The sequence below is a fragment of the Microbacterium sp. CBA3102 genome (genome assembly GCF_007954505.1).
Lineage (GTDB): Bacteria > Actinomycetota > Actinomycetes > Actinomycetales > Microbacteriaceae > Microbacterium > Microbacterium aurugineum.
This window is the reverse complement of record NZ_CP042412.1, coordinates 2,479,516-2,501,538: the sequence shown is the minus strand read 5'-3', so window position 1 is coordinate 2,501,538 and position 22,023 is coordinate 2,479,516. Positions and strand designations below refer to the sequence as shown.

20 protein-coding genes and 1 tRNA gene are annotated in these 22,023 nt (G+C 68.5%); 7 read left to right on the top strand and 14 right to left on the bottom strand.

The window, feature by feature from the left end:
- Positions 1-6: 6 nt before the first annotated feature.
- Both FGL91_RS11905 and argS read right to left on the bottom strand, forming a co-directional pair.
- A complete protein-coding gene (locus tag FGL91_RS11905) occupies positions 7-852 on the bottom strand; it encodes a DUF2993 domain-containing protein (protein WP_047520433.1) in 846 nt (281 codons plus the stop codon).
- Positions 853-862: 10 nt separating this feature from the next.
- Positions 863-2,527, bottom strand: a complete 1,665-nt coding sequence (gene argS, locus FGL91_RS11900; protein WP_131492157.1) for an arginine--tRNA ligase — start codon at positions 2,525-2,527, stop codon at positions 863-865.
- Positions 2,528-2,619: 92 nt separating this feature from the next.
- Between argS and FGL91_RS11895 the strand changes: the two genes are divergently transcribed.
- A complete protein-coding gene (locus FGL91_RS11895; RefSeq protein WP_227991594.1) occupies positions 2,620-3,435 on the top strand; it encodes an SGNH/GDSL hydrolase family protein in 816 nt (271 codons plus the stop codon).
- Between the two features lie 16 nt (positions 3,436-3,451).
- Positions 3,452-3,524: transfer RNA gene (locus FGL91_RS11890), tRNA-Arg, on the top strand.
- Positions 3,525-3,641: 117 nt separating this feature from the next.
- Here FGL91_RS11890 and FGL91_RS11885 read toward each other — a convergent pair.
- The 7 genes from FGL91_RS11885 to FGL91_RS11855 all read right to left on the bottom strand — a co-directional run bounded on the left by FGL91_RS11885 (position 3,642) and on the right by FGL91_RS11855 (position 10,385).
- Entirely contained in the window at positions 3,642-4,181 is a 540-nt protein-coding gene (locus FGL91_RS11885) for a histidine phosphatase family protein (RefSeq protein ID WP_153243917.1), read from the bottom strand.
- Positions 4,178-5,245: an ABC transporter ATP-binding protein gene (locus FGL91_RS11880; protein WP_153243916.1), complete on the bottom strand. Its 1,068-nt coding sequence runs from the start codon at positions 5,243-5,245 to the stop codon at positions 4,178-4,180. The genes FGL91_RS11885 and FGL91_RS11880 overlap by 4 nt, the downstream gene beginning before the upstream one ends.
- A 14-nt stretch (positions 5,246-5,259) precedes the next feature.
- Positions 5,260-6,930 carry an ABC transporter permease gene (locus FGL91_RS11875; RefSeq protein WP_194239210.1) on the bottom strand — a complete coding sequence of 557 codons (1,671 nt, stop codon included), beginning with the start codon at positions 6,928-6,930 and terminating at the stop codon, positions 5,260-5,262.
- Positions 6,931-7,965, bottom strand: coding sequence for an ABC transporter substrate-binding protein (locus tag FGL91_RS11870; RefSeq protein WP_153243915.1), 1,035 nt, complete (start codon positions 7,963-7,965; stop codon positions 6,931-6,933). It abuts the gene before it with no gap.
- Positions 7,966-7,981: 16 nt separating this feature from the next.
- Positions 7,982-8,770 (bottom strand): metallophosphoesterase family protein, encoded by a 789-nt coding sequence (locus tag FGL91_RS11865; RefSeq protein WP_153243914.1) that lies wholly within the window; start codon positions 8,768-8,770, stop codon positions 7,982-7,984.
- Entirely contained in the window at positions 8,767-9,438 is a 672-nt protein-coding gene (locus FGL91_RS11860; protein WP_131492162.1) for a tyrosine-protein phosphatase, read from the bottom strand. The genes FGL91_RS11865 and FGL91_RS11860 overlap by 4 nt, the downstream gene beginning before the upstream one ends.
- Positions 9,439-9,560: 122 nt before the next feature.
- On the bottom strand, positions 9,561-10,385 hold the full coding sequence (locus FGL91_RS11855) for a MurR/RpiR family transcriptional regulator (protein ID WP_131492163.1): 825 nt from the start codon (positions 10,383-10,385) through the stop codon (positions 9,561-9,563).
- Positions 10,386-10,539: 154 nt separating this feature from the next.
- On the opposite strand from FGL91_RS11855, the gene FGL91_RS11850 reads away from it, so the two are divergent.
- From FGL91_RS11850 to FGL91_RS11840, 3 genes are all read left to right on the top strand, one after another.
- A complete protein-coding gene (locus FGL91_RS11850; RefSeq protein WP_153243913.1) occupies positions 10,540-12,441 on the top strand; it encodes a heavy metal translocating P-type ATPase in 1,902 nt (633 codons plus the stop codon).
- 105 nt (positions 12,442-12,546) lie between these two features.
- Positions 12,547-13,938 carry a DUF1254 domain-containing protein gene (locus FGL91_RS11845; protein ID WP_153243912.1) on the top strand — a complete coding sequence of 464 codons (1,392 nt, stop codon included), beginning with the start codon at positions 12,547-12,549 and terminating at the stop codon, positions 13,936-13,938.
- Between the two features lie 139 nt (positions 13,939-14,077).
- Positions 14,078-15,031 (top strand): HAD family hydrolase, encoded by a 954-nt coding sequence (locus FGL91_RS11840; protein WP_153243911.1) that lies wholly within the window; start codon positions 14,078-14,080, stop codon positions 15,029-15,031.
- 27 nt (positions 15,032-15,058) lie between these two features.
- Here FGL91_RS11840 and FGL91_RS11835 read toward each other — a convergent pair whose 3' ends face one another.
- The 4 genes from FGL91_RS11835 to FGL91_RS11820 form a co-directional block, all read right to left on the bottom strand.
- Complete coding sequence (locus FGL91_RS11835; RefSeq protein WP_227991592.1) at positions 15,059-16,423, bottom strand: hypothetical protein; 1,365 nt, start codon at positions 16,421-16,423, stop codon at positions 15,059-15,061.
- Between the two features lie 58 nt (positions 16,424-16,481).
- Positions 16,482-16,835 (bottom strand): SHOCT domain-containing protein, encoded by a 354-nt coding sequence (locus FGL91_RS11830; RefSeq protein ID WP_131492167.1) that lies wholly within the window; start codon positions 16,833-16,835, stop codon positions 16,482-16,484.
- Between the two features lie 4 nt (positions 16,836-16,839).
- Positions 16,840-17,271, bottom strand: coding sequence for a DUF6325 family protein (locus FGL91_RS11825; RefSeq protein ID WP_131492168.1), 432 nt, complete (start codon positions 17,269-17,271; stop codon positions 16,840-16,842).
- Positions 17,272-17,369: 98 nt separating this feature from the next.
- Entirely contained in the window at positions 17,370-18,497 is a 1,128-nt protein-coding gene (locus tag FGL91_RS11820; protein WP_153243910.1) for an AI-2E family transporter, read from the bottom strand.
- Positions 18,498-18,657: 160 nt separating this feature from the next.
- Here FGL91_RS11820 and FGL91_RS11815 point away from each other — a divergent pair, with 160 nt between their 5' ends.
- Together FGL91_RS11815 and FGL91_RS11810 are read left to right on the top strand one after the other, a co-directional pair.
- Positions 18,658-19,044: an SHOCT domain-containing protein gene (locus FGL91_RS11815; RefSeq protein WP_047520406.1), complete on the top strand. Its 387-nt coding sequence runs from the start codon at positions 18,658-18,660 to the stop codon at positions 19,042-19,044.
- Between the two features lie 4 nt (positions 19,045-19,048).
- Complete coding sequence (locus tag FGL91_RS11810; RefSeq protein ID WP_153243909.1) at positions 19,049-19,492, top strand: DUF6325 family protein; 444 nt, start codon at positions 19,049-19,051, stop codon at positions 19,490-19,492.
- A 28-nt stretch (positions 19,493-19,520) separates the two neighbouring features.
- Here the strand turns inward: FGL91_RS11810 and FGL91_RS11805 are convergent, their stop codons facing one another.
- Entirely contained in the window at positions 19,521-21,977 is a 2,457-nt protein-coding gene (locus tag FGL91_RS11805) for a LuxR C-terminal-related transcriptional regulator (protein ID WP_153243908.1), read from the bottom strand.
- Positions 21,978-22,023 lie beyond the last annotated feature (46 nt).

The window sequence follows — 22,023 nt, the reverse complement described above, 5'->3', positions numbered from 1 at the left end:
GCTCCCTCAGCTCGGGCAGACGCCCTTGTCCTGCAACGACGTGTCCGTGACGATCGCTCCGTCGACGTCGACGTCGATCACCGCCGCGCCATCGACGATCTCGAGCCCGGTGAGGGTGAGTCCGGCGGGGAGTTGATCGGCGATGCACACCCGCTGCGGTTTCGTGACCTCCTGACCGAGCGAGCCGAGCGTCGAACCGACCTGATCGAGGTCGATGTCGAGCCCGCCGATGCTGGCGGCCACCGGTGTGAGTTCGAGGTCGCCGTCGACGACTCCGGGGGTGACGGTCAAGGAGAGCGGCACGGACGCGCCGAACACGGTGATCGATCCGCTCACGGTGGCGTTCGGAGCCTCGAGCTCGACGGATTCGATGGGAAGGTCTGTGCCGGCGAGCAGGGAGGTGAACTGCCCCTGATCGATGCGGATCGTCCCGGAGGCGCCGCCGAGCTCACCGCCGCGCAGCGGGACGTCGGTCGCCGTGACCTCCGCCGCACCCGTGATGCCTTCGAGGGTGACCGAATCGGTCGACAGACGCAGGGACTCCAGGTTTCCGCCGATGAGTTGCGGAAGCACCAGGCCCCGCGTCTCGACATCGAGCTGCTGATCGGCGGGCAGATCGAGCTGCTCCACGACGATCGACCGCACGATGCCCGGCAGCACGGCGCGCGCCACGAACTCGGCGGCGACGACGAGCGCTGCCAGAACGATCACCACGACCAGCAGCACCCAGGGCCAGCGACGTCTCCGGGTCGCGCCCTCGGGTGACTGCTCAGGCGAAGAACCGGGGATCACGAGCGTCGGATGCTCGGCACCGGCCTCCGGATACGGGAGGGTGTGGTTGTCGTCGCTCATGACGCGACCATCACATGCGCTCGGGTGCGCTGACCCCGAGGAGGTCGAGGCCGTTGCGGAACACCTGACCGGCGGCATCGTTCAGCCACAGGCGGGTGCGGTGGACCGTCTCGATCGGGTCATCGCCCTGAGGGATGACGCGGCAGTTGTCGTACCAGCGGTGGTACAGCCCCGCGAGCTCCTCGAGGTACCGCGCGACACGGTGGGGCTCACGCACCTGGGCGGCGAACGCGACGATGCGCGGGAACTCCTGCAGAGCCCCGAGAAGGGCGGCCTCGGATTCGTGCGTGAGGGTCTCCGGGGCGAACTCAGAGCGGTCGACGCCGGAGTCGGCGGCGTTGCGGGCGACGTTGTGGGTGCGGGCATGAGCGTACTGCACGTAGAACACCGGGTTGTCGTTGGTGCGCTTCTGCAGCAGCTCGGGATCGAGATCGAGCGGGGAGTCCGCCGGCGAGCGCTCCAAGGAGTAACGGAGCGCGTCGGTGCCGAGCCAGTCGAGCAGGTCGTCCATCTCGATGATGTTGCCGGCGCGCTTGCTGAGGCGGGCACCGTTGATCGACACCATCTGTCCGATCAGCACCTCGACGTTCTTCTCCGGATCCTCACCCGCCGCTCCCGCAATGGCCTTGAGCCGGTGCACGTAGCCGTGGTGGTCGGCGCCGAGCAGGTAGATCTTGTTCTGGAACCCGCGGTCTCCCTTGTTCAGGTAGTACGCGGCATCGGCGGCGAAGTAGGTGTACTCGCCGTTCGAACGGCGGATGACACGGTCCTTGTCGTCGCCGAAGTCGGTGGTGCGCACCCAGACCGCACCGTCCTCGTCGAAGACGTGGCCCTGCTCGCGCAGACGGTCGACGGCCTGATCGATCAGGCTCGACCCCGATGCGTCCTTCGCGTGCAGCGTGCGCTCGGAGAACCACACGTCGAAGGGCACGTTGAAGCGGCCGAGGGAGGACCGGATCTCGGCGAGCTGGAATTCATAGGCGAGCTCGAGCGCCACCTCTGACTGCTCGTCGTCGGGCAGCTGGAGCAGATCCGGGCGCGATTCGAGAACACGACCGGCAAGCGTCGTGATGTACTCCCCCGGATAGCCGCCCTCGGGGGTGGGCTCGCCCTTCGCCGCAGCGAGAACCGAAAGGGCGAAGCGCTCCATCTGCGCGCCGGCATCGTTGATGTAGTACTCCCGGACGGCATTCGCGCCGCTCGCGAGGAGGAGGCGGACGATCGAGTCGCCGAGCGCGGCCCACCGCGTGTGCGCGATGTGCAACGGCCCTGTCGGGTTCGCCGACACGAACTCCACGTTGACGCTGACGCCTTCCTGCGACGTGTTCGTGCCGTACGCGGAACCCGCGTCGACGATGACCTTCGCCAGGGCACCGGCGGCGGCCGCATCGAGCCGGATGTTGATGAAGCCCGGACCAGCGACCTCAGCGCTCGCGATCCCCTCGACCCCACCGAGACCGTCGGCGATCTGCTGGGCGAGCTCCCGCGGGTTCGTGCCGAAGGGCTTGGCGAGGCGCATGGCGATGTTCGTCGCCCAGTCGCCGTGGTCGCGGTTGCGCGGACGCTCCAGCACGATGTCGGCGGCGGTGAGTTCCAGAGGCTCACCGGGACGTCGTTCCTCGGCGAGGGGTGCGAGGACGGCAAGGACGGCGGCGGCGAGCGATTCGGGGTTCATAGCCTTCTCAGTTTACGGGGCGCCACGTCGGCATCCGACGGCACGGGACGTGCGGAATTCGCAATCCGCTCACGGTGATCTACTCTCGTCCCATGAAGGCCACCGTCCCGCGCCGTCGACTGCACCGCGCAGGAGTGGCCATCGCCCTCCTCCTCGCCGTGACTGCGGGTGTTCTCGGAGTATGGCGACCGTGGATCCCCCTTCCCGCGGCGGCACCGATGGGCGCCGCGATCGAGGGTGCAGACGCCGCGTCCGAGGCGCTCGCCCCTGCTCCGCTCACCCTGCCCGAGCACCCGACCGTTCTGGTCTTCGGCGACTCCTGGACCTACGGCTCTGCGGCGACGGTACCGGCGCTCGGCTACGCCTACGTCCTCGCGAGCCTGATCGACGGCCAGACGATCGTCAACGGCGTCCGAGGGAGCGGATATCTCAAGCCGGGTCTCGACGGCCCGACCTTCGGCGAGCGCATCGCCGCACTCGACCCCGCCCTCTCCCCCGACCTCGTGATCATGCAGGGATCCATCAACGACCGGAAGCAGGGCGTCGCAGGCTACCGCGAGGCCGTCGCCGCAGCCTGGGACGCGATGGCTGCGAAGTATCCGGAGGCCGCGATCGTCGTGCTCGGCCCGGCACCGCACGAGCTCCCCGTGGGTTCGACGACCGCCCGCATCGACACGGATCTGGGTGAGCTCGCCGCGGCACGGGGCTGGTGGTACATCTCCCCCATCGCCCAGGGCTGGATCACCGCACAGAACTATATCGACGTGATCGACGTCGATCTGGGACGCAAGCACCCTTCGACCGAAGGACACCGTTACCTGGCCGAAAAGGTCGGCGCCGCCCTCGACGAGATGCGCGCCGCGCCGGTCACCGAGGCGGGCGGGTCGGAGACGACCCCCGACGAGTGATATTGTCGATCGGTACGCCTCCGTAGCTCAGTGGATAGAGCGCCGGTTTCCGGTACCGTAGGTCGCAGGTTCGACTCCTGTCGGGGGCACAACACCATCAGAAGGCCGCTCTTCGGAGCGGCCTTCCGTGTTCCGGCCACCCCGATATGAGATTCGCGAGGTTCGGGCGCGACCAGGAGCCGACGATGGCAGCGTCTCCGGCGTGGTCATTCCGTCACGCGCCGCGCGGTGTACCCGGCAGCTTGGTCTCCGTCGAGCAGGATGACATCGCCGTTCGACAGCCGCGAGCACGGCTGCTCCGTCACCGTCTCGATGCCGAGCCGCAAGAGCGTGCCGTGCGCCACGACCACGGTGTTCACTCCCTCCCGAAGGAGCTCTCTCAGGGCACCGGCAGCGCGGTCGGCAGTGGCCGCGACGGATTCGGCACCCGGATACTCCTGGTCCGGCCACCGCTCCCAGACCTCGGCGATCGGCAGACCGTCGGCCTCACCGTAGTGCCGCTCGACGAGGTCCTCGTGCACGCGGTACTCCGCACGGGGGATGTGACCACGGATGATCTCGGCCGACTGCGCCGCACGTCGCAGCGGAGACGTGACGATCTGCGACCAGACTGCCCTCGCCAGCAGACGACCCGCAGCATCGGCCTGGGCCTCACCGACCCGATCGAGGGCGATGTCGGACTGCCCCTGCATTCTGCGTTCGTGATTCCACGCGGTCCGTCCGTGCCTGACCAGCGCGAGCGTCATGCCGACATCACCGCCTCGCGCGCGGCAGCGTGTCCCCCGGCCTGTGGATAGACCACCGCCTCTTCGATGTGGACGGAGACCGCATCCCCGACCAGATGACGGCTTCCGCTCGTCCGCGCACGGAGATGTGTGCCCTGCCAGTCCACGACGACGTCGCTGCCGTCGGGGGTGAAGAGCGAGGAGCGGATGACGGCATCGCCGCCCGGTGTGAGGGTGATGGAGCCGGGAAGGACCGCAGCGGTAGCCCGCGCAACGCTCGCCCGTCCGGGGCAGGGGACGCTCAGCGGATGATCGGCGGCAGAGAAGACGCCGTCGACGACATGTCCCTCCACGAGCGTGGCGTCGGAGAGGAACTTCGCGACGAACGGGCTGTCCGGGCGAGCGAGCAGGTTCGTCGGGGTGTCGACCTGTTGGATGCGTCCCCCGTCGAGCACGGCGACGCGGTCGGCGAGCGCGAGAGCCTCCGAACGGTCGTGGGTCACATGGACGACGGTCAACCCCATCTCCCGCGTGAGGGTGCGCAGCTCGAGACGAAGCCGATCACGGAGTGGTTCGTCGAGGGCGGAGAGCGCTTCGTCCAGGAGAAGCACGCGGGGGCGAGCGACCAGAGCACGGGCCAGGGCGACACGCTGTCTCTGGCCACCGGACAGAGTGGCAGGGTCACGGCGCTCGTAGCCCGCGAGTCCCACGAGGTCCAATGCCTCGCCGACGCGGGTCCGTCGTTCGGCGCGCGGGACCTTGGCGCGCCGCAACGGATACTCGACGTTGCGACCTACGTCCCAGTGCGGCCAGACGGCGTGCTGCTGGAACACCATCCCGAGCCGCCGCTGCTCCGGTGGCACGGCGACGCCCGGGCCGGCGATGACGCGATCGTCGATCAGGACCCGACCGGCCGTGGGCGTCAAGAACCCTGCGATACTGCGCAGCAGCGTCGTCTTCCCGGATCCGGACGGGCCGACGAGGGCGAGGAACTCCCCGTCTGCGATCTGCAGGTCGATGTCGGCGAGTCCGACGGCACCGGAGCGGTATCGCAGAGAGACGTGATCGAGCGTGACGGAGGCCATGGGCGTCCTTTCTGTTACTTCGTCTTCGGGATCGCAAGCCCGATGACGGCGAGTCCGAGCACGGCCACGATGAGCGACCATGCGGCGGCGGTGCTGAACGCGCCCGCCTGTTGAAAGCTGAAGATCGCGACCCCGAGGGTCTGCGACCCGGGAGAGAGGAGAAGCACCGAGAGTGTGAGTTCACGCACAGCGGTGACGGCGACGATCACGGCGCCGGAGAGAGCGGCGGGCGCCGCCATGCGGCAGGAGATGTCGATCAGGGCGCGCACCCGTGTCGCACCGCCGATCCGCGCCGCCTCTTCCGCACTGGTCGGTGTCGATGCGAGCGGAGCCGCGACAGCCTGCACCACGAGCGCTGTGAACGAGGTGACGTATGCCGCGAGGATCAGCCACGGTGTGTTGAACAGCCCCAGCGCAGGTGCGAGCACGAGCCAGGCCACGGCGATGACGATGCCGGGCACTGCCTGCGGCACCATCGCGACGGCCCCGAGCGCCCGGGTGGCACGACTCGGAACCCGCGACACGAGCAATCCGATGGCCAGACCCACGACGCCGCAGATCACTGCCGCCAGGACAGCGAGCATCACCGAGTTCGTCGCCCCCTCCAGCGCGTTCCTCGTGGTGAGTGCACGGATGAGGTGGTCCAGTGTGAGGTTGTCCCAGGTGAGGGGCACGCCGGGCGCGCGCAGCAACGTCTGCGTCAGCAGGGCGATGAGGGGCAGGACCGTGATGGTCAGCACCACGAGCCACATCGCCACTCCGAGCCCGGCCCGAGCGCGACCGAGCGAGACGCGTTCGATGACGGCGCTCGAGGAATCCAGTTCCCATCCGCGTCGTCCGATCATGGCATCGGCGACCAGCGCGAGGACCGCCAGCACCAGCAGGACGATGCCTATCGTCGCGACCACGGCCAGCGGGTCATCGACCGTGCCCGACTGCAGGTAGCGGTAGACGAGGGTCGCAAGGGTCGTGAAGCGCTCGGGCAACCCGATGATCGACGGGATGCCGAAGTCGGCGAGGTTCCCGACCGCGATCAGCACGAACGACGACAGGAGTGCCGGCCTCAGCAGCGGGATCGTGACGGAGGTGAGAGCGCCCACCGGCCCGGCGCCTCCGACCCGCGCGGCATGTTCGAGATCGGTGGGGATGCGGCGCAATGCCGCAGAGACGATGAGCATGGCGATCGGGTAGCTGTGGATCGTGAGCAGCACGATGACGCCGTCCGCACCGTAGATCGACCAGAGCGGCCCGCCGAACATGTCGCGCCACCACAGGTTCAGCGGGCTGGTGGGGCCGGCGACACCGAGCCAGGCGATGGCGCCGACGAACGGAGGCATGAGCAACGGGCTCAGCGCGAGGAGACGAAGGGCTGAGCGCCCCGGCAGATCGGTGCGTTCCAGGAGCACCGCGAAGGCGGTGCCGACGACGACCGCCAGCACCGCAGAGACCCCGGCGGAGAGCAGGCTGTTCGCACCGGCTTCCAGGACGTCGCCCTGGAGAAGGACCTGTGCCTGCTGTCCTCCGCCTGCCAGCACCAGGATCGCGCCGATGGGGAGCAGGATGAACGCTCCGCAGGCCGCCCACAGGGCGACCGTGAGGAGACTGACCCCGTCGAACCCTCGGGACCCGTCAGCGCGGGTCCGGCGCGATGCCGGACCCGCGACAGGAGTGGAGATGTCGGCCATCTAGAGGAACAGCGAGCGGAAGGTCTCGACCGCGGCGTCCTGCGTGCTGCGGATCGTCTCGAGGTCCGGGGAGAGGATCTCGACGTCGTCCATCGACGGTGCACCGTCCGGCGTGCCGACGTCGGAGCGCACCGGCAGGTACGACTGCTCGACCGCGAGCTCCTGGCCGGCGGCACTCACCAGGAAGTCGACGAACGCCTTCGACGCTGCCTCCGCGTCGGTGTCCGCGAAGATCCCGACGGGCTGGGACACGTACGGCACACCCTCGCTCGGGTAGGACACGGCGATCGGCGACCCCTGTGCGGCGAGCTCGCGGACCAGGTAGTCGACGACGATGCCGACGGGCTGCGCGCCGGTGGCGACGGCCTGAGACACCGGACCGTTGCTGTCGGCGATGACCGGGCGGTTCTCGGCCAGAGCCGTCATCCACTTCTCCCCCAGCTGGTCGTCGTCCAGCCACACGGCGGCGTTGTAGGCCGCAGCTCCGGACACATCGGGATTCGGCATCACGATCTTGTCGGCGTACTCGGCGTCGGTGAGGTCCTTCCACGACTCGGGGGCCGTGGTGACGATGCCGGTGTTGTAGGCGATGACGGTGGGGATGATCCTCGTGCCGGTGTAGAAGCCCTCGGGATCGACGACATCGGGATTCAGTGCATCCACGTCAGCCGGTGTGTACTTCAGCAGGAGGTCGTCCGCCGCGTACCCCTCGAACGTGCCGGCATCGGCGGCGAGGAACACATCGGCCTGGATGCCGCCCGACGCCTGCTCTGTCGCGACACGGGTGGTCAGGTCGCCGGTGCCGGCGCGGAAGACCTCGACGGTGATCTCGGGGTGGATCTCGTTGAAGGCGGCGACGAGCTCGTCGGCCTTCTCCTGGGGTTCGGAGGTGTAGAGCGTGATGGTCGTCGGTTCCAGGGCCGCGGCGGACTCCTCGGATGTCGCGGTGGATGCCGGCGTCGGGGCGCAGCCGGCGAGGGCGAAGGCGGCGACGCCGAGCAGGGCGACGGGAGCGGTCTTGCGAAGGAATGACATGGTGTCCAATCAGGGTTCAGGTGGAGATGACGGAGGAGAAGATCGGCGCGGGCGAATCGAGCCCGACGTTGGTGACGGCGACCCCGCTCGGCAGGAGGTGCACGAGAGAGAACATCGCGAGGTCGTGTCCGCTCACGCGGTTCGGACCGGCATCCATCACCTGGTGATACGCCAGCGAGGGACCGACGAAGACGGGGATGCCGCGCAGCGTCGCGGACAGCGGGTGATGGAAGTGCCCGGCGAGAACCGCCCGCACGTCGGAGCCGGTCATGTCGTCGAGGAAGTCGTCCCCGTCCCGCAGGCCCGCCTTCGCCAGCGTCGGCAACGGAGAACCCAGTGGCGCGTGATGAAGCGCCACGACCGTGCCGCTGCCGTGCGGCGTGCGCAACACGTCTCGGAGCCACGCACGCTGGTCGATACCGAGCTCACCGCGAGACGAATCCAGGATGACGAAGCGGAGCTCGTCGATGAGGTACACCCGGTGGTGGGTCCGCTCATGGCCGCGCAGCACACGCGCGGCATCGGGCTCGTCGTGATTGCCGAGTGCCGTGAGCACCGGTACGCCCGCAGTCTCCGAGAGCTCGTCGAATGCGTCGCGCAGCGCCGGGTAGGCGGCGGCGTTCCCCCGCTGCACCAGGTCACCGGTGACGACGATTGCCTCCGGCGTGATGCGGGCGTCTCGCAGATAGGCACCGACGGCGCGCAACCGAGCGAATCCGTCGACGGTGTCGTAGAGAAGACCGCTGCTCGTGGCGTGGACATCGCTGAGGTGCAGCACCGTGAGCCGCCCGGTCTCGCGACTCATGCGGAGGCCCCTTCCTTGCGACGCAGCGCTGCGAGGCGGTCCGGGGCGAGACCGTGTTCGCGGAGATACGCCTCGGCCCCACCCTGTTCTCGGATGACGGCCAACGCGTGGGCGATGGCCTCCGGCGGGCTCTCCAGGTGCAGTCGCAGAACCTCGGCTCGCTCCCGGGCGTCGACGGAAACCGCGATGCGCTCGGCATGCTCCTCCCGCACCGGACGAACCTCCGGACCGGATCGCACGTAGTCCGCGATCACATCCTCTTCGCTGACCCCCGCAGCGAGTCGTGCCAGCGCGACGACGAGCCCGGTACGGTCTTTCCCTGCCGTGCAGTGCACGAGGGCCGCTCCCTCGGCATCCGCGATCGCTCCGACCGCCGCGGTCAGCGCACGCCCCCTGGTTCGGAGCAACCCCTCGTAGATCGCTTCGAGGGAGCCGGTGGCTGGCGGCTCAGCCCCGTAGACGGGGACCGACGCGACACGGATGCGGTGGGAGACGGCTCCGGTCTCCGCAGGCTCGCGCAGGTCGACGATGACGCTCACCCGCAGCGCGCTCAGAGCTAACTCTCCCGCATCGCTCAGCGACTCCGGCGCACCGGAGCGGAGTAGCCAGGGCGAACCCGTCGCGTTCGCCCGGACGTTGAACAGACCGTCCACCTCAATCGCCCGCATGAGCCCACCCCGCCGTTACATGTATTTCGAACCACACGAAACGCCATTACAGTCGGGGCGCCCCACCGTCTGCTGGCCCGGCGATGACGCACTGCTGACCAGGAGGTGAACGGTCGGGTTCGCTACTCCTCGGTGATCGCTTCCGCGACGACGTGACGCATACCCGCTGCATCCGACGGAGTCACATCGGACGCGAGAGCCGAGTGCAGCGCGTGAAGCACCACGGTGTGCCCGATTCGGGCGAGAAACGGGTCGACATCGTGCGTCACGGCTGCCGGCCCTGTCGCGATGACGATGTCGGCAGTGCGTCCGATCGGCGAGCGAGCGAAGCTGGTGACGACCGCGACGCGTGCTCCGCGGTCCGCAGCGGCCGCGCACGCACGGAGCGTCTGCACGTTCGCACCGGAATAGCTCAGCCCGAAGCACAGATCGTCTTCACCCAGGGTGTTGACGGCGAACTGCTGCGCGAGCGGATCGACGGGCGCCTCCACCGGGCGCCCCAGGATGCTGAGCCGCATCGCGAAGTCCTGCAGCGGTGGTCCGGAGAACCCGTTGCTGACGAGCACCACGCGGCGCGCATGACGCAACGCCATCGCGGCCTCGCGGAGGAGCGCCGGGTTCACGCACTCCTGAGCCAGACGTACGGCCTCGACCGCATCGTCGAAGGTGTCGGAGCCGGCTTCCTCTTCGCGGGGCCGCAAGGGGGTCGAGCGGGCGAGTTCGAGCCGGAGATGCTGGAACCCGCGGAAACCCAGGCTCTGGCAGGCGCGGATCACCGTCGCCGTCGACGTTCCCGCCGCCTCCGCGAGTTCCGCCGTCGACCACACGACGACCTCGGTCGGACGCTCGATTATCAGCGCTGCCACCCGTGACTCACTGGGGCCGAGCAGGGACGACGAAGCGCGTACCCGAGCGAGCACGCTCAGATCAGGGCGCGAGATGACCATGGCTTCCTCACCGGCGCGCGTCGGACTGCGCCTGCATGGAATGTAGCGCCTGATGTCGAACAGGAAGCAAACGAGGTCGGGACCTTCCACCTCGATCACGAACGCACCCCCGTGTGCTGCTGGCACCGCGCAGCGATTCGCGGGAAGCTGAGGCATGAGGTTTCTCCCCCTGCTGTGGCGCTATCCGGCCATCACGATCACCGTCCTCGTGTTCGTCGGCGTGCTGGTCCTCCACGCGAGCGGAACGGCGGACCTCGGCCGATGGATCGCGACGGGCTATGTGGCGGTGTTCGTCGCGTGGACCCTCGTCGGGATGGTGCGCGACGTGCTCCGCGGTCACGTCGGGCTCGACATCCTGGCGGTGGTCGCGATGGTCGCCACGCTCGCGGTCGGCGAGTACATCGCCTCCCTCATCATCGTGCTGATGCTCTCGGGAGGAGAGGCTCTCGAGGACTTCGCCGGACGCCGCGCGAAACGCGACCTGTCCGCGCTGCTGGATCGCTCCCCGCGCATCGCCCACGTGCTCGTGCATCCGGAGACCACGGAATCGGATGATGTCCGGGATGTTCCCGTGGATCAGGTCTCCGTCGACGACGTCCTCCTGGTACGACCGTCCGAGATCGTCCCAGTCGACGGCACCCTCCTGACCACAACGGGGACCTTCGATGAGTCCTCGCTGACCGGCGAGAGCATGCCCGTGACCCGCGAGGCCGGCGGAGAGGTGCTCTCCGGGGCGATCAACGGAACCCGAGCTGTGCGCATTCAAGCCGTTCGCACGAGCGCGGACAGCCAGTACCAGCAGATCGTCGCACTCGTGCACGAAGCGGAGGCGTCCCATGCTCCGGTCGTGCGACTGGCCGACCGCTTCGCGATCCCGTTCACGGCGGTGTCGCTCGTGCTCGCGGGCGCCGCGTGGGCGATCTCCGGCGACTCGACACGGTTCGCCGAGGTGCTCGTGCTCGCCACGCCGTGCCCCCTCCTGATCGCGGCTCCCGTCGCCTTCCTCGGCGGACTGTCGCGCGCAGCGAAGGCCGGAGTCATCATGAAGGGCGGCGCCGTCCTCGAACAGATCGCGCGCGTGCGGTCGGCCGCTTTCGACAAGACGGGCACCCTCACGCAGGGCAGACCGGAGCTCGTCGACGTGCGCCCGACGAACGGCTTCGATGCGGACGAACTCCTGCAGCTCGCCGCCTCGGCGGAGCAGTACTCGACGCATGTCCTCGCCGAGGGCATCCGACGGGCGGCCGAGCAGCGCGGGCTCCCCCTCCATTCCGCCGAGGAAGCGCGCGAGGAGGCGACGAACGGTGTGGTCGCCCGCATCGGCGGGCGGGTGGTGGTGGTCGGTAAACCGGCCTACGTCTCCTCCCACGCGCCCGACACGGTGCGCGCGACGCTCGACGTGAGCCAGGCCGCCGCGTATGTGTGCGTCGACGGTCGCTTCGCCGGCGTCCTCGTGCTCGCCGACCATCCGCGACCGGAGGCGGGATCGGTCGTCTCCTGGCTGCGCGGGAACAGCGTCGACCGGATCGTGATGCTCACCGGTGACGTGGGTCCGACGGCGGAATCCGTCGCCCATCAGGTGGGGATATCCGAGGTCCACGCGGAGCTGCTTCCTCCGGAGAAGGTGCGTCTGGCCGCCGAACTCCACCCGCGGCCGGTGATGATGGTCGGCGACGGGGTCAACGACGCGCCCGTGCTCGCCGCCGCCGACATCGGCATCGCCATGGGAGCGAAAGGAGCGACGGCCGCCGGCGACGCCGCCGATGTCGTGATCCTCGTCGATTCCCTGGCGAAGGTCGTGGACGCGCTCTCCATCGGCCGTCACACCCTGCGCGTCGCGCTCGCGGCGATCTGGATCGGTATCGGGCTGAGCGTCGGGCTCATGCTCGTCGCGATGACGGGCGTGATTCCAGCGGTGGCCGGGGCTCTCGTCCAGGAACTCGTCGACCTCGCGACCATCCTGTACGCGCTCCGCGCGCTCAGCGGTCCGACCTCGTCCCTTCCGCCCACGACGGTGCGGCCGTTACTCAAGGGCGCACGCGAGTCCTCCGGATGAACTTCTGACGAAAACGCTCGCGTGCGGGGACAACGTGGATAGTCTGGCGTCATCGTGGAAGCCGCCGTCGCCGATGACGCAGCTCACGGCCGAGAGGACCATCGCATGACATCACCGATCCCCGGACGCCTCGCCGACGTCGAGATCGACCTCGACATCCCCGCGCGCTCGTCCCTTCCGCTGATCTTCGACGAGCTGGACTACCAGCTGGCATGCCAGACCTACCTCTGGGCTCTGCCCCTGGTCTCGTATGCGCAGTGGAAGACGCAGCACTACGACGTCTTCGGCGCGACGAGCAGCGATCTCGTGCGCTACCTGAGCTACCGGGACCGTCTCGGGCTGATCACCGCCAACGCGACGACCCCCTATATCCTCAACTTCTTCGACCTCGCAGAGACGGGGCCCCTCGTCATCGAACTTCCCGCCGGCCCGACGGCCGGGGGCGTCTCCGATTTCTGGCAGCGCGAGGTCGGAGCGATGGGCGAGATGGGCCCGGACCGGGGCGAGGGCGGGAAGTACGTCATCCTCGCACCCGCTGTCGCCGAGCCGGACGACCTCGATGCGGGATACCGCGTCCTCCACTCCTCCGGCGTGAACATCATGTTCGGGTTCCGCACCCTCGATCCCGATCCTGCGCGAGCCGATGCGCTCGTGAACGCGGTGCGCATCTATCCGTACGCCGACCGTGCGAACCCCGCGCCGACGCGGATCGTATCCCCCGACGGCCGCGCATGGACCGGCGACCAGCCCCGCGGCCTCGAGTACTGGAAGCGCCTCCACGCGATCTACCAGAGCGAGGTCGTCGACGAACGGGACCGTTTCTACCTCGCCATGCTCAAGCAGTTGGGAATCGAGAAGGGAAAGCCGTTCGCGCCCGACGAACGGCTCACGCGCATCCTCGAGCAAGGCGCGGCGGCCGGGGAGCTCATGGCTCAGGCGAACACCTTCGCGAAGCGCTTCGACGAGGTCAGGTACTGGCCGGACCGCGCGTGGGAACTGGCCATCGTGCTCGATAACCCCGCGCAGCGCGGCGACGGATACGACGAGCTGTTCGAGCGGGCGTCCTGGTTCTACGAGGCCGTGTCCTTCTCTCAGGCGATGAAGAGCACCACGCCGGGCGTCGGTCAGGCGTACCTCGGTTCCTACGTCGACGGCGCGGGCGAGTGGCTCGATGGAGGCCGCGACTACACCTTGCATGTCCCCGCGGATGTTCCTGCCAAGCTCTTCTGGTCGGCCACCGTGTACGACGTCACGACGCGCTGTCTGATCGACAATCCTCAGCAGCGTGGTGACCGTGGTTCCCGGGACACCGACCTCACGCTCAACGACGACGGGTCGGTCGACCTGTATTTCGGTCCGGAGGAGCCCGCGGAGGGACCGACGAACTGGGTGCAGACCATTCCCGGGCGGCATTGGTTCTCGTACTTCCGCTTCTACGGCCCCACCGAGCCGTACTTCGACCGGAGCTGGAAGCTCGGCGACATCACACCCCGCTGACACGGGACGAGCAGCCGCCCGCCCCCGCTGCACCGCCGAGTCTCACCCGAGAGGGGTGACCGGCGGCCTCTCCACGCTTTCGTGGGATGCCAGCATGGAGCCGTCGAACCGCCGATCGATCGAGACGTGAGGATCCGAGATGACCGAGAACGCCGCCCTGCCGTCGTGGCGCGACACCCGCACACGGCGCGAGATCGAGGAGTTCGTCGCCTCCGTCACCGACGGCCCGGAGGCGGTACCGGTCGAGGAACGGGTCGCCGTGTTCGACAACGACGGCACCCTGTGGTCCGAGAAGCCGATGATCACGCAACTGCACTACGTGGTGGAACAGTGGCGCGCCGCCGCGGAACGCGATCCCGCGCTGGCCGAGAAGCAGCCGTACCTCGCTGCGGTGAGCGGCGACTTCGGTTGGCTGGGCACGGCGATCGACAAGCACTACGGCGGAGACGACTCCGACCTGAAGGTCATCATCCAGGCTCTCGTCGGCCTCACCGATGGCATGAGCGTCGAGGACTACGCCCGCTCGGTCGCCGAGTTCTACGAGGTCGCGCAGCACCCGACACTGAAGCGCCCCTACGCCGAGACCGTCTATCAGCCGATGGTCGAACTGCTCCGCTACCTCGAGCTGCACGGCTTCACGTGCTACATCGTGTCGGGAGGTGAGCGCGATTTCATGCGCCCGATGACCCAGGCGAACTACGGCATCCCGCCGGAACGCGTCGTCGGGTCGGCGTTCGGCCTCGCCTGGGACGACACGGACGCGACCGTTCGCTACTCGCCGTCCCTGGCCTTCTTCGACGACGGCCCGGAGAAACCCATCCGGATCTGGACCCGTATCGGTCGACGACCCCTGTTCGTCGGCGGCAACTCCAACGGCGACGCCGCGATGATGGACTTCGCGCGCCGCGGACCACGGCCCGGATTCGCGCTCCTGGTCCACCACGACGACCCGGAACGCGGCGACACGCCCTACGACGCCGGTGCCGAGAAGGTGCTCGCAGACGCTGCGGACAAGGGCTACACCGTGGTCAGCGTGAAGGACGACTGGGCGACCGTGTTCCCCTCGTCGACGCGCGACCCGCAGGCATCCTGAGCCTGCGGGCCGAACGCTCGGTGGGGTTCAGGGGGTCGTCGAGACGGTGGCTTCCGGTGCGGCCGCGTCCTCGCCGGTGTCCTCTTCCCCGAGAACATCCGTCGCGGTGGAGGGACGCCGCACGAGCTCGACCAGGATGAGGAAGACCACGAGACCGACCGATACTCCGACCACCGAACCGAACGAGACCGGTCGCGTCATGATGAGGATGAGCAGCGCGAGGGCCATGCCGGCGATGACGATCGGCCCGTGGAATCGGTCGATCGCAAGGCCGAAGCGTCCCGTGGACACGCCTCGCCGTTCCCAGGTGTTCCGTACCGCAGCGAACCCGCTCGCCGATGCGCCTCGAAGCGCGACGGCACTGCGGCTCGACCCGGCGATCCAGGCCCACACCGCTACCAGGACGCCGACCAAGGCCAGCGCAGCGATCGTCGAACTGAGCAAGGACGTCACCTGATCGAAGAGGGACTCGGCCGCGGCAGCCGTCATGATCGACGGACTGACCGCACCGATGAAGAACACTCGGCCGATCCCCATCCCTGCGGACAGGAGCAGGAATGCCACGGCGAGCGCCGCGCTGGTCCAGAACAACGCACGTGGGCGGTTCCGGGCGATCAGGATCCCTCCGACCACCAGGCCGAGCACGACCCACGGCAGCCAGAAGCCCGCGGCGACCGCGATCTGGTAGACCGTCCGCACCAGCACCAGAGCATCGGCCTGCGCGATGGGGATCGAGCGATCGATCTGCGGGATCAGGTCCGCGAATCCGACGCCGCGTTCCGTCAGCACCGCCTTGACGCGCTCGACCACGAGACCGAGATCGATCGACAGCACGCCGTCGTCTGCGAGCTGAAGCGCGGTGTCCGGACTGTTCTGCATGATCGCCACGGCACGCTCATGACTGAAACGCAGCGACTGCGCCCAGATGTCGGCGAACTGGTCGGAGGCGACCACGTCATGGATCACGTTGTCGACGAGGGACGTGAGCCCGCTGGCAGCCGGCGCCTCCAGGAGACTGAGGGCGGAGGACGCGCGAGGGGGAAGGTCCAGCTCCCGCAAGCCGTCGAAGACCTCGCCCACGACCGCGTCGAGGTCGACCTGCTCGTGGATGGCGGCACTGACCTGGTCGGCGACGAAATCCTGAACGTCGGGATCCTCGGCCAGAGGCGCGAACGTCGCCACGAACCTGTCGGCATCGACGAGCTGGAGGCGCGCCCACGTGCCCATCGCCGCGATCGGTGCCATCAACACGGCGACGGCGAGCACGATCCCCGCGACGATGCTCCTCGCCACCGGGCGCCTGCGCTCCTTCTCCGCCGGCGATTTCTTGAGCGCCTCGTTCTCCTGCTCGAGCAGGAGAACGCGGGCACGCAGATCCTCCAGTTCGCTCATGCGGCGTCCTCCTCCGTGTCGCCCCCTCGTGCGCCGGGTCCGGCGCACGCCCCGATCGTCAGCTCAGCAGCTTCTGCTTCGCCGCGACGAACTCCTCCTGCGAGAGGACGCCCGAGTCCTTGAGCGCCGCCAGCTGCTGCAGCTTCGCGACCATGTCGTCGGGCGCCGCTGCCGCCGGGGGTGCCGCTGCTGCAGGTGCAGCGGCGTACTGTGCGGCGGCGTTCTGCGCGGCCGCATCGATCTGCGCCTGCTGCTGGGCGGCCTCGTACTGCTGCTGCTCGTACTGTCCCTGAGCCCGCTGCTGCTGGTTCCGAGACATGGCACCGCCCACGGCCGACGCCGTTCCTGCCACGACGGCTGTCCTTGCTGCCAGCCCGATCAGTCCGGGGCGGCCGAATCTTCTCATTGGCATGTCACTAACCTTCCTGGTCGAGGATGTCCATCATGGCGTTCACGACGGGAGCGGGGACGCGCTCGCTCCGGAGCACCTGCCCGCCTGCGGCCGCGAGGCTCTGCGCCAGAGCGCGGGCGAACGTGAGTTCCAGGACGACGACGGCGGCGGACTGCCCCGGATCGAGGGCTGCAGCGAGCGCCTCCACGTCTTCCTCACCGGCGAGGCCTGCGGCGATCGGCTGGAAGTCGTCCAGCCCGAGATCGCCGTCATCGTCGTCGAGCTCGACGATCTCGACCTCACCGCTCGCCGACTTCGACAACACGACGAAGTCGAGCAACCGGACGACACCGCTGTCGATGAGGTCGGTCAGTGCTCGGAACGTCGCCGGGTCGGGACGCTCTCCCTCGAACCCGACGAGGTAGAACTCGGCGGGGCCGAATCGGAAGTCATTCATGGATTGTCCTTTCTCACGGTGACGAACCGGACCGTGCGCTCATGCTCGCATCGCTGTCGAGGCGGAGGTCCGCATTCTCACCCCAACCGGGTGAGCGCTCAGCCGTCCGGCGGCTCGGTCTGACTGTTCTGGCGCGGGATCCACACCTTGCGGACGATGATCAGGATCGACGCGGTCAGCGGGATCGCCACGAGCGCGCCGAGCAGTCCGAGGAGGGTGGCGCCGATCATCGCGCCGATGATCACGAGCACCCCGGGCACCGCGGCCGCCTTGCCCATGACACGGGGGGTGACGACGTACGCCTCCACCTGGATGTAGACGAGGTACGCGATCGCGAAGATCAGCGCGGCCAGCGGGCTGACGAACAGCGTCGCGACGCTGCCGATGACCAGGAAGACCAGAGACCCGATCATCGGGACCAGCGTGACGAAGAACGCGACGATCGCCATCACCGCGGGGATGGACGAGCCGACCGCGAACTGGATCACAAGCACGACCAGCGCGTTGATGATCGAGAGCGTCACGCCGCCGGCGACCACTCCCCCGACCGACTGCGTGATCTCCTCCAGCACGTCGGCGAATCGAGCCCGCCGGTACAGCGGGACCAGGGAGACGACCGCGCCCTTGATGCTCTGCAACGAGGACACGAAGTACAGCGTGAGGACGACCACCATGATGAAGCTCGACACCGCTCCGATCACGCCGAAACCCGCTTTGAGCACCCCTCCGGAGATCGCGAGGAAGGAAGACAGCGTGGTGAGCGAGTGGATGCCCTCGGCGACGACGGCCGAGAGGTCGACACCGAGGTTCGCCTCCAGTGCCAGGTACCACTCGCTCTGCTGCATCGCCGCGATGGTTTCGGGTGCCGCCTCGATCGCGGCGGAGACCTGTCGGATCGTCATCGGAACGAGGACGAGGAGGATCACGGCGACGACGGCCAGGAACACGGCGGCGACCACCGCGACACCGGCCGCACGGCTCATCCTCCGGCGTTCGAGAGCGCGCACGGCCGGATCCAGTCCGAGCGCGAGGAACATCCCCAGGAAGATCGAGATGAGAACGGTGGAGATGCCGGCGATCGTCGCTGCCAGGGCGATCGCGAGCAGGACCCCCACGGCGACGGTGAAGCCCGACAGCAACGGCTTCGCCGGGAGCATGAGCTGCAGGCGGGACAGGGGTCGACCCCTCTCCCGCTCCGTGTGCATCACCGGCTCCGTCTCGTCCACACGGTGCACGATACGCGCGAGGTTCCGACGGAGCCCCCACCGCCTCACCCGTTCCTGGTGACCGTGCGAGGGTCGCCCGCTAGGGGTGAGCGAGATCCCCGCCCTCCCCGTCGCGCTGTCACTATCGCGGTACGCAGTAACTCAACGAAAGGGGTCCGAAGTGTCGATTTGGACAAGCTTCTGGGACATCATCTGGTGGTTCTTCTGGGTCTTCGTGTTCATCTCCTACCTGATGGTGCTCTTCAACATCGTGGCGGACCTGTTCCGGGACCACGCCCTGAACGGCTGGTGGAAGGCCGTCTGGATCATCTTCCTCATCTTCGTCCCCTTCCTGACGGCCCTCGTCTACCTGATCGCGCGCGGCAGGGGCATGGGCGAACGCAGCGCTTCGGCGTACAAGGAGCAGCAGCAGGCTGCCGACTCCTACATCCGCAGCGTCGCCGGTTCCAGTCCCAGCGATGAGATCGACAAAGCGTCGAAGCTCCTCGCCGCCGGCACCATCACCCCCGACGAGTTCGCTGCCATCAAGGCACGCGCGCTGAGCTGAGATCGTGCCTGAGGCGGTCGGTGTGACCCTGGAGGCGCTCGGCGACGTCGAATTCGTCGTCGTGCGCCTCGAGGACGGCCGCCTCAGCCCGAACATCCTGGAGGCTCTGCTTCGACAGGTGGAGAGCGGAGCCATCCGCCTTCTGGACTTCCTGATCCTCCATCGACTGCATGGAGACGATTGGCGGCTGATCGAGATCGACACCGACGAGTTCGCGCTCGCCGGACTCGGACTCGACACCCCCGGCCTGATCGGCGACGACGATGCGCGGCACTTCGCCTCGCGCCTTCCCGTCTGCACCGTCGCGGCGCTGATGCTCATCGAGCCGACATGGAGCGAGCGCTTCTCCCGCGACGTCGATCGACGAGGGGACAGCATCCTGGCGATGCAACCGATTCCGGCCGCGATCGCGAACACGGTTCTCGCCACGGCCCTGCAGCACCACTGAGCGTCCCGCATCGCCAGGTGCGTGGGGCTCAGACCGTGGTGCGCACGGCCTCACGCCGCGAGGACACCCCGAGCTTGCGATAGATCGCCCTCTGGTGCGTCTTTACCGTGTTGATCGACACCGCCAGCTCTCGAGCGATCTCGTGCAGCGTCCGCGCGGTCTGCAGCTGTTGGAAGACATCCCGCTCCCGCTCCGAGAGCGTCTCCACCAGCGAACCGGCGGCATCGTTCGCGAGGCAGCGTCCGATGAAATCCTCGAACTGCGTGCCGAAGTGGACGTGTTCGCCCAGCAGCTTGCGCACCGCCGTCTCGCGAGGCCCGAAGGGAAGCCGGATGTTCTCGCCGGAAGCGACGGCGACCGCCGCCTCGCACAGATCATGCGCCTCGTCGTGATGACCACCCTGCCGGCGCAGCACCGCAGCCGTGATCAGTGTCGCCGACTTCACGTAGGGGATCTCGCTGAACTGACGGAGCGAGCGCAGCATCTCCAGCGCCGCGGAGTATTCGCCGGCCCGACGCAGGACCCCCGCGAGCGCGACGTTGACGACGGGGAGATCCGGGCACTGGATGTACTTCCTGGCGATCCGCATCGCCCGATCCTGACGCCCGACCGTCTCCTCGAGCAGAGCGACCGACGACTCCCGGAATGCCGGCCAGGAGATGCCGTGGATCACCTCGAGGGGAATGTCCTGGATGCCGATCGCCGCGCGACGGCACGCAGCGACGTCGCCCGTCTCCGCCGCCGCGTAGGCGGTCATCATGCGCGCGACGCTCGTGAAGGATCGGTCGGAACCCCCGTTGGCGATCACCGTGCCGAACTCCCGGATCGCCTCGGGGAACTCGCCCGACCAGTACGCGACATAGCCCGAGGCCGTCGCTGCGCTCCCTCCGGCGTACGTGCTCCAGGGAAGGGTGGCGTCCTCGACGTCGTACGCGGCGGCGAGGGACACCCGTGCGTCGGTGAGACGGCCGGCCCACGTCTGACCGAAGGCGAGATGCCCGAGCGAGCGCTTCGCCAGTTCGCGGTCCCCGGAGGTCTGCGCCTCCCTGGCGGCGACCGAGAAGTACTCCAACGGAATCATCGGGTTGCCGCGATGACGAATCTCGGTCCAGCCGAGGAGATAGTTGAGCGCCGCGCGATCCCCGAGTTCGGTCGAATCCCCCTCGAGGAGCATCCGGCGCACTCTGGCGCTCGCCTCAGCGACCTCGGTGCGTTCATCCGCGATGAACAGCCGGGCGATGAGCAGGACCGGGGGTTCCGCTCCCTCGCACGTCCGGGCCACCGTCGCCTCGGCGCGGCGGAACAGCTCGCGCGCCACACGATGGTCGCCCAACACGTCACTCGCGCAGGCGCGGACGAGGAGGACCTGCGCGTCGTCGGGGGTTCGATGCAGCATCTCCACCGCCGTGCGCTCGACCTCGGCGGCACTCGTCCCCACGACGAGACCGAGCCAATGGCGCAGCAACGTGTCTCTCGCGGTCACGGACTCCCCTGCGCGGAGCGAATGCGCGATCGACGCGATGGGATCAGTCCCCTCGAGCGCGCTCGCCGCACGACGATGGCAGGCGGCGGCGCGTACGGCATCGAGCCGCACGATCTCCGCGCACTGTCGTGCGAACGAGGCGTGCCAGCGGTACACGACCCCGTGCGAACCGTCGAACCGGTCGAGGAAGAGACCGAGCCGTACGCACGTCTCGAGGAGTTCGGCCGCGTCGGGACGCTCCGTGACCGCAGCGGCCAGCTCCGGGGTGAGCTCGCCGCAGACACTCGCGTCGAGCACGAAGTCGGCCACGCCCGGTGGCAATGCGCCGAGCACATGTTCGCGGACGTAGGCGCCGAGAAAGCCCGAAGCGCTCTGCGCCACGGAGTCCGGTCGAGCCCCACCGATCATCATCAGGCGGACGGCGATCGGCCAGCCCCTGGTCTCCTCGAAGATCGTGTCGGCGGCGAGACCGTTCGCCGCCGACGCCTGCAGACGCTCCACCTCCGGCGCCGTGAAGCTGAGGGTCTCCGCGCCCACGAAGGCGTCCGGATGCGTGATCCGATGCCGGGAGAGCGTGACCTCGAGCAGCGTCGTGCCGACGAGGACGATCCGCAGGTTGTCCGGACCCTGCTCCGCGAGCATGCCGAGGAGACCCCGACGCCAGTCCTCCCCGGCGCGCTGCGCGTCGTCGATGATCAGGTGCACGCGGTCATCGACGCCCTCGAAGGCGCTGCAGATCTCCTGGTAGGCGTGACTCGGGTCGTCCAGGTCCCGAGAGATGGCCAGCGACCGCCCTACTCTCTCGGCCCCGACCAGCAGGGCGTGCACGACTCCCTGCGTCAGCCGCGACGGATCGCAGTCGAACGAGCTGAGGCCCAACCAGGCGACCTGCTCGAGCCCGGAAGCCCAGTCAGCGACGGCGGTGGTCTTGCCGAATCCGCTGGGGGCACTGACCACGACCAGCGAGTCCGCCGCCGCTGCCGCCTCAAGCGCGTCGCTCACGCGTTCGCGACGGATGGCGCCTGGTTGCGGTGCCGGCGGTCGGAAT

Coding starts and splice junctions, on each gene's coding strand:
- FGL91_RS11905 (WP_047520433.1), bottom strand. CDS start 852: ATGAGCGACGACAACCACACCCTCCCGTATCCGGAGGCCGGTGCCGAG.
- argS (WP_131492157.1), bottom strand. CDS start 2,527: ATGAACCCCGAATCGCTCGCCGCCGCCGTCCTTGCCGTCCTCGCACCC.
- FGL91_RS11895 (WP_227991594.1), top strand. CDS start 2,620: ATGAAGGCCACCGTCCCGCGCCGTCGACTGCACCGCGCAGGAGTGGCC.
- FGL91_RS11885 (WP_153243917.1), bottom strand. CDS start 4,181: ATGACGCTCGCGCTGGTCAGGCACGGACGGACCGCGTGGAATCACGAA.
- FGL91_RS11880 (WP_153243916.1), bottom strand. CDS start 5,245: ATGGCCTCCGTCACGCTCGATCACGTCTCTCTGCGATACCGCTCCGGT.
- FGL91_RS11875 (WP_194239210.1), bottom strand. CDS start 6,930: ATGGCCGACATCTCCACTCCTGTCGCGGGTCCGGCATCGCGCCGGACC.
- FGL91_RS11870 (WP_153243915.1), bottom strand. CDS start 7,965: ATGTCATTCCTTCGCAAGACCGCTCCCGTCGCCCTGCTCGGCGTCGCC.
- FGL91_RS11865 (WP_153243914.1), bottom strand. CDS start 8,770: ATGAGTCGCGAGACCGGGCGGCTCACGGTGCTGCACCTCAGCGATGTC.
- FGL91_RS11860 (WP_131492162.1), bottom strand. CDS start 9,438: ATGCGGGCGATTGAGGTGGACGGTCTGTTCAACGTCCGGGCGAACGCG.
- FGL91_RS11855 (WP_131492163.1), bottom strand. CDS start 10,385: ATGGTCATCTCGCGCCCTGATCTGAGCGTGCTCGCTCGGGTACGCGCT.
- FGL91_RS11850 (WP_153243913.1), top strand. CDS start 10,540: ATGAGGTTTCTCCCCCTGCTGTGGCGCTATCCGGCCATCACGATCACC.
- FGL91_RS11845 (WP_153243912.1), top strand. CDS start 12,547: ATGACATCACCGATCCCCGGACGCCTCGCCGACGTCGAGATCGACCTC.
- FGL91_RS11840 (WP_153243911.1), top strand. CDS start 14,078: ATGACCGAGAACGCCGCCCTGCCGTCGTGGCGCGACACCCGCACACGG.
- FGL91_RS11835 (WP_227991592.1), bottom strand. CDS start 16,423: ATGAGCGAACTGGAGGATCTGCGTGCCCGCGTTCTCCTGCTCGAGCAG.
- FGL91_RS11830 (WP_131492167.1), bottom strand. CDS start 16,835: ATGCCAATGAGAAGATTCGGCCGCCCCGGACTGATCGGGCTGGCAGCA.
- FGL91_RS11825 (WP_131492168.1), bottom strand. CDS start 17,271: ATGAATGACTTCCGATTCGGCCCCGCCGAGTTCTACCTCGTCGGGTTC.